Annotated in this window: 4 protein-coding genes and 1 pseudogene; 1 reads left to right on the top strand and 4 read right to left on the bottom strand. The window is 52.8% G+C overall.

All coding sequences use genetic code 11. From position 1 onward, the window contains the following. Window positions 1–90: 90 nt before the first annotated feature. A complete protein-coding gene (gene guaA / locus FFT88_RS07435) occupies window positions 91–1,668 on the bottom strand; it encodes a glutamine-hydrolyzing GMP synthase (RefSeq protein ID WP_130222020.1) in 1,578 nt (525 codons plus the stop codon). A 68-nt stretch (window positions 1,669–1,736) separates the two neighbouring features. Continuing rightward, a complete protein-coding gene (guaB, locus tag FFT88_RS07430; protein ID WP_001296289.1) occupies window positions 1,737–3,203 on the bottom strand; it encodes an IMP dehydrogenase in 1,467 nt (488 codons plus the stop codon). Window positions 3,204–3,364: 161 nt separating this feature from the next. On the opposite strand from guaB, the gene xseA reads away from it, so the two are divergent. Then, window positions 3,365–4,741 (top strand): exodeoxyribonuclease VII large subunit, encoded by a 1,377-nt coding sequence (xseA, locus tag FFT88_RS07425; RefSeq protein WP_135404529.1) that lies wholly within the window; start codon window positions 3,365–3,367, stop codon window positions 4,739–4,741. A gap of 119 nt (window positions 4,742–4,860) precedes the next feature. Here the strand turns inward: xseA and FFT88_RS07420 are convergent. Together FFT88_RS07420 and FFT88_RS07415 are read right to left on the bottom strand one after the other, a co-directional pair. Then, window positions 4,861–11,336 (bottom strand): annotated as a pseudogene (locus FFT88_RS07420) (DUF823 domain-containing adhesin). A gap of 116 nt (window positions 11,337–11,452) precedes the next feature. Next, window positions 11,453–12,418, bottom strand: coding sequence for a SinI family autotransporter-associated protein (locus tag FFT88_RS07415; RefSeq protein WP_135404528.1), 966 nt, complete (start codon window positions 12,416–12,418; stop codon window positions 11,453–11,455). Between the last annotated feature and the right edge of the window lie 53 nt (window positions 12,419–12,471).

Genomic DNA, 12,471 nt, shown 5'->3' with positions numbered 1-12,471 from the left:
GGCTTTTTTATATTGCTGACTTTAGTCAGCAATATAAAAAACCCTCTGTAGCAACAGAGGGTTTTGTTCATTCATAGTGCAGGAATTAAATCATTCCCACTCAATAGTCGCTGGCGGCTTGCCGCTGATGTCATACACCACGCGGGAAATACCGTTCACTTCATTGATAATGCGGTTGGAAACGCGGCCGAGGAAGTCGTACGGCAGGTGCGCCCAGTGTGCGGTCATAAAGTCGATGGTTTCAACAGCACGCAGAGAGACAACCCAGTCATACTTACGACCATCGCCCATTACGCCAACGGAACGTACCGGCAGGAACACAGTGAACGCCTGGCTAACTTTGTCGTACAGATCCGCTTTACGCAGTTCTTCAATGAAGATGGCGTCAGCACGGCGCAGCAGGTCACAGTACTCTTTCTTCACTTCACCCAGCACACGAACGCCAAGGCCCGGTCCCGGGAACGGGTGACGGTACAGCATGTCGTACGGCAGGCCCAGCTCCAGACCAATCTTACGCACTTCGTCTTTGAACAGCTCTTTCAGCGGTTCAACCAGGCCCATCTTCATCTCTTTCGGCAGGCCACCAACGTTGTGGTGAGATTTGATGACATGTGCTTTACCGGTTGCAGACGCGGCAGATTCGATAACGTCAGGGTAGATGGTGCCCTGCGCCAGCCACTTCACGTCTTCCAGTTTCAGCGCTTCCTCATCGAATACTTCAACGAAAACGCGACCGATGATTTTACGTTTTGCTTCTGGATCGTTTTCGCCAGCCAGCGCTGACAGGAAGCGATCTTCTGCCGGAACGTGAACAATGTTCAGACCAAAGTGATCGCCAAACATATCCAGAACCTGCTCTGCTTCGTTGAGACGCAGCAGGCCGTTGTCGACGAATACGCAAGTCAGGTTTTTACCGATAGCGCGGTGCAGCAGCATTGCGGTTACGGAGGAATCCACGCCACCAGAAAGGCCGAGGATGACTTTATCGTCGCCCACCTGCTCGCGGATGCGGGCTACGGCGTCGTCGATAATTTTTGCCGGCGTCCACAGGGCTTCACACTGACAGATATCCAGTACAAAACGCTCCAGCATGCGCATACCCTGTCGGGTGTGAGTCACTTCCGGATGGAACTGTACGCCATAGAAGCGTTTTTCTTCGTTAGCCATAATGGCAAACGGGCAGCTTTCGGTGCTGGCTACGGTGACGAAGTCGGACGGGATAGCGGTAACTTTATCGCCGTGGCTCATCCAGACATCGAGCAGCGGTTTACCGTCTGCGGTCAGCGCATCTTCGATACCGCGAACCAGTGCGCTGTCGTTTACGACTTCAACCTGCGCGTAGCCAAATTCACGTTCGTTAGAGGCCTCAACGTGACCGCCCAACTGCATTGCCATGGTCTGCATGCCATAGCAAACGCCGAATACCGGTACGCCTGCTTCAAAGACATACTGCGGCGCACGCGGGCTGTTTTCTTCGGTGGTGCTTTCCGGGCCGCCGGAAAGAATAATGCCGCTTGGATTGAAGTCACGAATTTGTGCTTCTGTCACATCCCACGCCCACAGTTCGCAGTAAACGCCCAGCTCACGCACGCGGCGCGCAACCAGTTGAGTATACTGGGAACCGAAGTCCAGAATGAGGATGCGATGCTTATGAATGTTTTCCGTCATTGACGCTTATTCCGAGGCAAGTGAAACAGATAATATAAATCGCCCGACATGAAGTCGGGCGAAGAGAATCAGGAGCCCAGACGGTAGTTCGGGGACTCTTTAGTAATGGTCACGTCGTGAACGTGGCTTTCCTGAATGCCCGCACCGCTGATACGTACAAACTCCGCTTTAGTACGCAGTTCGTCGATAGTACCACAGCCGGTCAGGCCCATACAGGAGCGCAGGCCGCCCATCTGCTGGTGAATGATCTCTTTCAGACGACCTTTGTAGGCTACGCGACCTTCGATACCTTCCGGCACCAGTTTGTCGGCAGCGTTGTCGCTCTGGAAGTAACGGTCAGAGGAACCTTTAGACATCGCGCCCAGAGAGCCCATTCCACGGTAAGATTTGTAAGAGCGGCCCTGGTAGAGTTCGATTTCACCCGGAGATTCTTCAGTACCCGCCAGCATGGAACCTACCATCACCGCGCTTGCGCCAGCGGCGATAGCTTTGGCGATATCGCCGGAGAAGCGAATACCACCGTCAGCAATAACCGGAATACCGGTGCCTTCCAGCGCTTCAACTGCGTCAGCAACAGCAGTGATCTGCGGAACACCGACACCAGTAACAATACGGGTAGTACAAATTGAACCTGGGCCGATACCGACTTTAACCGCGCTGCAACCTGCTTCTGCCAGAGCGCGAGCGCCCGCAGCTGTTGCCACGTTGCCGCCAATGATTTGCAGATCAGGATATTTAGCACGGGTTTCACGGATACGTTGCAGTACACCTTCTGAGTGACCGTGGGAGGAATCGATCAGCAGAACGTCAACACCTGCGGCAACCAGCGCATCAACACGCTCTTCGTTACCCGCACCTGCGCCAACCGCAGCACCAACACGCAGACGACCTTGTTCGTCTTTACAGGCGTTCGGTTTACGTTCTGCTTTCTGGAAATCTTTCACGGTGATCATGCCGATCAGGTGGAATTCATCATCAACCACCAGCGCCTTTTCAACGCGTTTTTCGTGCATTTTTGCCAGCACAACTTCACGGGCTTCGCCTTCACGCACAGTTACCAGACGCTCTTTCGGCGTCATGTAAACGCTAACCGGCTGGCTCAGGTCGGTCACAAAACGCACGTCACGACCAGTGATGATACCGACCAGTTCGTTTTCTTCGGTAACAACCGGGTAGCCCGCAAAACCGTTACGTTCAGTCAGTTCTTTCACTTCGCGCAGCGTCGTGGTTGGCAGAACAGTCTGCGGGTCAGTTACCACGCCAGATTCGTGTTTTTTCACACGGCGAACTTCTTCAGCCTGGCGCTCAATGGACATGTTTTTGTGGATAAAGCCGATACCGCCTTCCTGAGCCAGAGCAATAGCCAGGCGCGCTTCCGTTACAGTATCCATTGCTGCGGAAAGCATAGGGATATTCAGACGAATCGTTTTCGTCAGCTGGGTGCTGAGGTCAGCAGTATTCGGCAGAACGGTAGAATGAGCAGGAACGAGGAGAACGTCGTCAAACGTCAGAGCTTCTTTAGCGATACGTAGCATGGGCAATATCTCGACCAGAGTGGTTAATAAATATTGCCGCGGCATTATACAGAGCGTAACCGATTGCATCTACCCCTTTTTGCAAATAATGCTTGCGCTCCCCGGTCAGCACGTTACTATCGATTGAATAACCTGCTGATTTAGAATTTGATCTCGCTCACATGTTACCATCTCAATCCCCCGCAATTTTTACGGTTAGTCGCCTGAATCAGACCGTCCGTTTGCTGCTTGAGCAGGAGATGGGGCAAGTGTGGATCAGCGGCGAAATTTCTAACTTTAGCCAGCCCTCTTCCGGGCACTGGTACTTTACGCTCAAAGACGATACCGCCCAGGTACGCTGCGCGATGTTCCGCAACAGCAACCGCCGGGTCACCTTCCGCCCGCAGCATGGGCAACAAGTTTTAGTGCGTGCCAACATTACGCTCTATGAGCCGCGCGGCGACTACCAGATCATCGTCGAAAGTATGCAGCCGGCCGGTGAAGGCTTGCTACAACAAAAGTACGAACAGCTCAAAGCGAAATTGCAGGCCGAAGGTTTGTTCGATCTGCAATACAAAAAATCACTCCCCTCCCCTGCGCATTGCGTTGGTGTGATCACATCAAAAACCGGTGCTGCGCTACATGATATTTTGCATGTGTTAAAACGCCGCGATCCGTCTCTGCCGGTGATCATCTACCCCACTGCCGTTCAGGGCGATGATGCGCCGGGGCAAATTGTTCGCGCCATTGAACTAGCGAATAAGCGCAACGAGTGCGATGTGTTGATCGTCGGGCGCGGCGGCGGTTCGCTGGAAGATTTATGGAGCTTTAACGACGAACGCGTGGCGCGGGCGATTTTTGCCAGCCGCATTCCGGTAGTCAGCGCCGTCGGGCATGAAACCGATGTGACGATTGCCGATTTTGTCGCTGATCTGCGTGCGCCAACGCCGTCAGCCGCCGCTGAAGTGGTGAGCCGCAATCAACAAGAGTTACTGCGCCAGGTGCAATCGGCCCGTCAACGGCTGGACATGGCGATGGATTATTATCTCGCCAACCGCACGCGTCGCTTTACGCAGATTCATCACCGATTACAGCAACAGCATCCGCAATTGAGGCTGGCACGTCAGTTGACCACGCTCGAACGACTGCAAAAACGGATGAGCTTTGCGCTGGAAAATCAGCTTAAGCGTGCCGGGCAGCAACAGGTGCGATTAACACAGCGGCTGAATCAGCAAAATCCACAGCCGAAGATTCATCGCGTGCAAACGCGCATTCAACAACTGGAATATCGTCTGGCGGAAACGGTGCGCGCGCAGCTTAGCGCCACGCGTGAACGTTTCGGTAATGCGGTGACGCATCTGGAAGCGGTTAGCCCACTGTCAACGCTGGCACGCGGTTATAGCGTCACCAGCGCCGCAGATGGCGCGGTGTTAAAGCAGGTGAAACAGGTAAAAGTGGGCGATACGATGACCACGCGTTTAAATGATGGCATTGTGGTAAGCGTAGTGAGCGACGTGACGAAAACCCGCAAGCCACGCAAAAAAACGGCTAATCCGTAAGACCTCGTAGGCCGGATAAGATGCGTAAGCATCGCATCCGGCGCTGGCTCCCGGCACATACCTGATGCGGCGTAAACACCTTATCCGGCCGACTCACTAACGCCATACCCGCATGATCGTCACTGGAAACAGGTAGCAAACCCCGGTGTTTTACTCGCCTCAATACCGCAATCCTGGGTACCATTTTGTTCAAACATGCCACAATACAACACCCCGGCTCGATCGGTTGAAAAATATGGGAAGTCTTTAGGAGACGAGGGCCACCCTAACGAATTAAAACTGTCAGATAACGCGCCTAGCTCGTTATATGTCGGCGCACTGTTCATACTACCGCACTGTTTCTGAATATCCCATTTTACTGAATCCACAACATGAGCCAGCCCCCACGTTTCGTTATTGATATTAGGTGTTCCAGCGGCCTGTGCACCTGTAGGTAACTCAGTCAACAGCAATGGTCGATGTAATGTTTTACCTTTCACCACTACCGTGTCTGCCATGTGTCCCCAGAAGTGCGCAGAAGAAACATTGGGACTGGTTAATACGGTGAAAATAGTGTCCATCGTTGCTGTCAATGTTGGGTACTCATCCAGTGTTACCGTTAGTGGTGTTTTATAACCTGGCGTATTATCCTGGCGAACCGTAAAGCTTGCCGTGCCGTCTGCCCCCGTCACGCCACTGATCTTGTCCCCACTGGCAGCTAACAGGGTAGCCGCTCCTGATGATGACTGAATGGTAATATCATCCATTGCTGCCACATTACCATACAACGTCGCCCCCGTATTACGCGGCGAAGCATCGCCGCGTTTCAGGGTAAAGGCCACGTTCGGCACCGGTTTCCCGGCGCCGTCTTTGACCGTCACGGTCAACGGCATCGCCTCGCCTTTTTTCACGACCGCCGCCTGATAACCGGCATCAAACGCCGTCGATGTGAGCGTCACGTTCGATACGGAAACGTGCGGATGCACCAGGCACGCCTGGAAGGCGCGAGATTTATTCGTAGGCAATTGCTCCGTATACAGATCAATTGACTCGCAAGCATTCGTACCGGGCTTCGGAGGACAGGTGGCGTTGGTCCACCACGCATAGCCACCCTGTTTCACCGGCCAGCCAATCGCGTCCACGATGCTGCCATTCGGATAGCGATCGTATAACGATTCAAGTTCATCCAGCGACGGATGGCGCGCATCTTCACACGGGTCAACATCGGGGTTACTTCTTTGTCCTATCGAATAGAGCGCAGGCCAGTCTTCATTATTATATTTCACCGCACTGACATTCATACCTCCGCCAGTGGTTGCGCCTAATTCAGCCAACAGTTTTGGCCGCTCAAACTCTGTACCGTCTGCGCCGCTCACCGTTTCCGGCATATGGCCCCACATGTTTGCCTTCGGAGTATCCGGGCTGGTGACGACGCTGAAAATCACGTCAACCGAGGCGGTTGGCCTCGCACTGCTACCCATTGCCGTGGCGCTTATCGGCGTTTTCAACCCGTTCGAGTTGTCCTGGTGGAGATTCAGCGTTGCCTGCCCCTGTGCATCAGTCTGAATAAACAAATAACTGTCATTGCTCTGCCCGTTCATGGTGGCATTCTGCATAGACTGCGCTGGGGCGAAGGTATCAAATACTAAATCATCGGTGTTAGCGCTACTGGTGGCATCCGCCCCCTGGCGGTTTTTACTGACGCCGCGCATCATGCCCACCGACTCATATGGCGCAGGCGATCCATCGGCGAGCGTAACCTTGATTGTCAGAGAAATCGGCATCCCCTTATGCGCCTTTCCGGCAGACTGCGCGCTGTCCCAATTTTCCGGGGCGACGGACAGGGTAATATTACCACCGATTCAGCTTCGTTCAGACAGGTCTGAGAATACGTCTCAGAAGAGGTGTAACTTATCAGCCCAACGAGCCCTGCCCTGAGATCGATAAAGTTATAGGAAGGACTGGTCGAGCTTGCACTCGAAGAGACCGTCCGCGACCAGAAAAACGGTTTCGAAGGCGCGGATTTATCCAGCGGCCAGCCCTGTTCTGACTCTATCGCTCCTGAGGGATATGCTTCATATAATGATTGCACATCGTTGATAGTAGGAAGCTTATCTTTACATCCGCCCTGTGCGCCACTCAGCGCATTGTTAATAGTGAGCCGCTGCCAGTTCTCGTTATTGATTGTTGATGAAGCCGAAGATCCGGCTTCCACTTTTAACAACGGACGGTGAAAGACCTTGCCGTTTTGCGCGGTTAAGGTTTCCGGCATATGTCCCCAGAAGTTCGCGTCTGGCGTATCCGGGCTGGTCACGGTAGTGAAAATAGCACTCAGGGTGTTTGATGTGATTCCCCGACCGTCATCGATTTCTGCTGTTAGTGGGATACGCGTCCCCTGGCCTTGATACTGCTGCCAGAAAGTCAGACTGAGCGTACCCTCGCCGTCGGTCATGCTGTAGTACTTCTCACCGTTGTCGAGATAGATACTGGGATTATTGTAGCTATCGTGTATATAAATCAGTGATCCCTGATTGGTGATTTTGCTTTTATTAGTCGAATTAGAAATACGGGGCTCCGTGATAGCATGATTCAGGGTAATCGGCACATCACCTTTAGGATTCCCCTGGGCATCGCGCGTTGTCACCGTCATGGTGATCAGATCGCCAGTCTTTGTGTAGTTGGTTCTGACTTTTACTGCTTCAAAACCATCATATTTCGCCGTCTGGGCTGAACTCAATTCGATGGCGCTCGCCACTGAATTGGCCGTCGTCTGACAGGTCAGATACCCCATATCGGCTGACGCCAGGCTACTACTGGTGCCGTCATTCAGTTTCACGCTTTTATATTTACGATCGCTGTTACTCTTCTCATCCGGTGTGCTGGAATCATAATTTTTCAGCACTGGCCAGCCATCAACTTCATGTCCATGCCAACTGCCGGAGAGCGCAACCAGTGCGGAATGAGAAGGAATATAGTCAACGCCGCAGCCATTATTTTTGGTATTTCCCGCCTGAGCTTCGGTAAACATGGCCCAGACTTCATTATCTTCTTCAGGCGATTTGCGTTTTGCCGCAGGGCTGCCAGTTAACTCATCGAACAACAGCGGGCGTTTAAAGGTTAGTCCTCCTGCCTCCAACGTTTCTGGCATATGCCCCCACATTTTGGCTTTTGCGCTATCCGGACTGGTGACGACAGTAAAAATGGTATCCAGCGATGCATTTTTTGTCGGATCGGAGTAGAGCGTGGCGGTGAGCGTCGTTTTGGTACCGTGAGTATCCGGGCGAGTAATATTGAGAATTTTGCTGCCGTCGCTGCCAGTCATACCGGTATAAACGGTAGTGGTATCGTTTAGCGTCACTTCATCAGGCTGACCGCCATCGACAACCACGGAAGAAACGATGCCATCGCCACTGCCTGCCGTATGGCGCTCGCCGGAACGGGTATAGCCATCGCCGCGCCCGAGGGTAAACGGCATATCCGGCATCGGGTTGCCTGCCGAATCTTTTATCGTCACCCTCACCTGTAGCGTTTCGCCTTTTTTCAGTTTCGCGGCACTCAGAGCGCTGGTCCATTGCGCCTGATCTACTGCCTCCAGAGTAATACTGCTGGCTGAAGGGTTCGCCGTGGTCAGGCAGCTCAGATAAATGGGCAACTCGTTGTTATTCACCACCCTGCCGTCATTCAACCAGTTGGCGTAGAGATGCGGTACTTTATCAGCGGGCGTGCTGCTCCAGTACTCTTCATCCTGAGTTGGCCATCCGTGAACGGTCTGAATCGCGTTGTTGCTGTTGGCTGCATACAGCGCAGCCAGTTGCGTCCTACGCGGAACTTTATTTATTTCACAGCCTCCGGCAGCGGTGTTTTCGATATCCGTCTGCGCCACGCGCACCCACTCTTCGTTATTTTCAGCCTGCGATCTCTGCCCGCCGCTCACTTCAGAGATTAATTTCGGGCGAGTAAAGGTCATAGAGTCAACTTTTATCGTGTCATCCATATGTCCCCACATTTTCGCCCCCGTTACATCGGGGCTGGTAGGTACAGTAAAAATCACATAGTAGTTTACCGTGTTTGGCAGTGCGGAATTGGTGGGGGTAACGATGAGTTTGGTTTTTAAGCCTACCCCCTGTGGCTGCTCAATAACGACCGTCGCCACGCCCCGTGCGTCTGTAATACCGGAGTAAATCATTGAAGACTGCGCAGTGCCATATTGCATACCGTTCAGCGTAATTGCCCCAGAAGTAGGATCGGTATAGCCGGTTGATAGCTCTTCACGGTTCAGACTAATATCTTTGGTAATCGTAAAAGCGGCATAAGGAACAGGGGCATCATTATTAACCCCATTGACGGTATGTACCGTCATGGTGATTTTCTCCCCCACTTTCGCTTTAGCAAGCTGCGAATCCGGCGAAATATCTCTGTCAGTATTCACTACCACGTGTGCCACCAGTTCGTTCGCCGAACAGGTAAGATAATTTGGTTTAAAACCCGAATAGGTGTCGACGTTCCCCGTCGCCAGATCAACAGATGTGTGTGTATCGGGCAACTGTGCCGCAGAGAGATAATCGTAGTTTACCGTTGGCCATCCGAACTCCGTGCCGATAGTGTTACCCTGGTGGCCTGCATATAAACTCTCCAGCGAGATTTGCGACGGAATATGTCCCACGCCACATTCCGCTTGCATGCTGGTTTTCTGGTCAAATAGCGCCCAGTCTTCGTTATTTTCACGCACCGAACCGATTTCATGGGTCGTTTCATCCGCTAACCGCGGACGTTTGTAGAGATTACCAGCTTCGATAATACCTTTACTCATATGTCCCCACATGCGGGCATACTCACTGTCCGGGCTGGTGACAACAGTGAAGATGACATCTTTGGCATCCGTTGCGCTGTAATTACTGCGCATAGCCGCCGTAAGATGCGTTTTTACGCCAACGCCATCGGGTTGGCTTAGCGTCAGTGTGGCCTGGCCATTGGCATCTGTAATGCCTTCATAATTATGCGCATCGACCTGTCGCAAATTTGCACCACCAGCTATTTGTACCGGATGCGCTTCCCAGGCAGGATCAGATTGATTCTTACGGTTAATACCATCATCCAGATGCAGGGAAAAATAGTAATAGGCTAACGGCTGATCGTTATTTTTACTGTCAGTGATGGTCAGACGCATGACTGCGTTCTCGCCAACATGTGCTTTCATCGCCTGCGCCGTATCGTCAAAATTTGCAGGCGTCAGGACAATTTTCGGCTCCACATCAGGCGCTTCTTTATCGACACAACTGACCAGAAACCGGGCACTGTCTGACATTTGCGACTCGCTGCGATTGGAGACATCTGCCGCATGGTGCTGCCCGGTTGTCCCCGCCAGCGACGACCAGTAATAATCCCCCTGCATTGGCCAGCCGGCAACCTCCTGGATTGAAGTCGGAACCACCGTTGCCATCGCGCCAAACTGGCGCATTCCCGGCAGAATCTCGCAATGGTTATCGGCCCCACTCCAGCTGAAGGTTGACCAGGTTTCGTTATGGTCACCAACTGTGCCATCCTCATTACTCACTTCCGCTGCCAGTTTCGGGCGACTGAAGGTGTATTGCTGGGCTTTCAGCGTATCCGCCATATGCCCCCACATATTGGCCTGCGGTACGTCAGGGCTGGTGAATACGGTAAAAATAACTGCCGTTTCGCTGGTTTGAGTAATTCCCGGCAGGCTGACCACCAGCGGCGTTTTCACCCCCGGCCCCGCAGGCTGAGTTACGGTGATGGTCGCAGTACCGTTGACATCCGTCGTACCGCGATACTCCGTCGACGTAGTGGTAAGTTCCGTGCTGTCCAGGATGACCGGATCGTTATTATTTGTCGCCCCCTGTCGGTTTAAGGCGTCTTTCCGTTTAATAACAAAGGGAATCTTTCCTGCCAGGTTACCCTCACAGTTTTTAGTGGTGACTGTTAAGGTTATTGAACTGCCGACGGTGGTTTTTGCTGCCTTTAGCGAATCATCAAAACCGCTGGCGTTCACCGTCACTAAATCGCCCTGGGCTGGGGCAATATTGAGCGTAACCTGCTTTTCATTGAGCAATACCGCGCCCTGATTCGGCACGCCGGTAAAGGTAAAGAGATTCAGCGTCGGGAGCGTTTCTTTAGGGTCAAACTGCGGGATCGCCACCAGCTTATGTCCCGCAAGGTTTTGTGCGCAGAAGGAGCGATCGGGGCGAGGTTGTGGATTAAGTGGCACATCAGGTGTGGCAGCCTCTGCCCAGACCAGCGAGACGGCAGGCAACGTCTGGTTTTGCCAGCGCAGCAATGGCGGGTTATTGAACATGTCGCCTTCGGTGTCGCTCGGGTTAATTAACATCATACTGGTCGCGCTGGCGTCAACGCTGAAGCTACTCGGGGTCGCAGCACTGGCGACATCATGCTCTTTGGCGGGATCAAGCTGAACGCTGCCCTGATAAACGGGCACGCTGGCGCTGTCTGCTATGGGAGGAGTACCGTTAATAGCATCGGTTGAAGCATCTGATTGTTGCCACTGCCCGCCTTTTAAGGCCGCCACTGCAGGCGCAATCAGAGATAGCATTAAAACCGCCGTTATCGCTTTTATCAGTTTCAAAGTCCCACCCATGATTGAAACCTGCCCGTTTAAAGTTTCGTTTTCACCTCAACCCACTTTGCTTAACGCTGGCTAAGCAAAGTGCGCGGAAAAACACCATTCCCTTACGGGAATGGTGCTGGAAACGATTATTTTCTCTGGTAGTCGATAGATAAGCCGTAGCCCTGGACACCATCGTTGCCGAGGACAACGCCGCTTCCGGCAAAATCGAACGCGGTTTTCGCTTCCGCATTGGTAACAGGGATAACCAGGTCGCTGTTGTTATAAGTCGGATTAACAAGACCACCGGCTGTGCCCAACTGGAGGCTGGTTCCGGTAAAGCGCCAGCGATAGTTGTACTGGCTGGTAACCTCTTCGCCTGCATCATAAGTACTGTTGTTGTTTTTATCTTTCCACAACATGACTTGATAGGTGGTATTCGTTTTGAGTTTCGTCGTTTTACCCAATAGATTCGTATTGATGTCTTTTTCGTGAATTACGACATGGACTGCATCATCGAACACCGGACCTTCAGGAATATCATCGCTGTCAGAACCACCGCCCGCATTGGTGGAGAGGTCAAGCATCACAACCTGGTCCGCAACGTTCGGATCACCCGTTGTCGTGGTTGGCGTGATCTTCAAGCCTATGTATCGATCAGCATCCGCAGCCGCGATGGTATATGTATCGCTCCCTACGGTACCAATCTCTTTAGGATCCGCTCCTGACTGGTCGCTATAACTCATCCACTGGAGGGTTGCTTTAGTCGCTGTGTTATTGTCATCAAGGTCCCCCTGGGTATCACCAATCGCCCAGCTGGCTGTCAGTGTGTCACCCACATGAAACTGCTTATCACCGTCCGTTGTGACCGTGCGGCTGCCACGATCAATAGCAATAACGACATGTGATTTATCAGCGTCGCTCGTTTCTGATGCGCTACGAGTGATCCACGGCACGGTCCCCTGAATGGTGCCGGTACTTTGTGATTCTGATTGCCACTGACCCGCCCTGAGATTACCCTGCCCTTCAGCCATCGCGGCAGGGACTGCACAGTATCCCGCTAAAGCCAGCGCCAGCGCGACTTTCGTCATCGGCCGCTTTAAATGATTGTTCATTCAATTCTCTCCTTGATTAATATCCAGCGACTGGCCGATCGGCCATTACGCCG

It is taken from the genome of Escherichia sp. E4930 (assembly GCF_005845405.1).
Taxonomy (GTDB): Bacteria; Pseudomonadota; Gammaproteobacteria; order Enterobacterales; family Enterobacteriaceae; genus Escherichia.
Note: the sequence above shows the minus strand (reverse complement) of the source record. Positions and strands in the feature narration are given on the sequence as shown.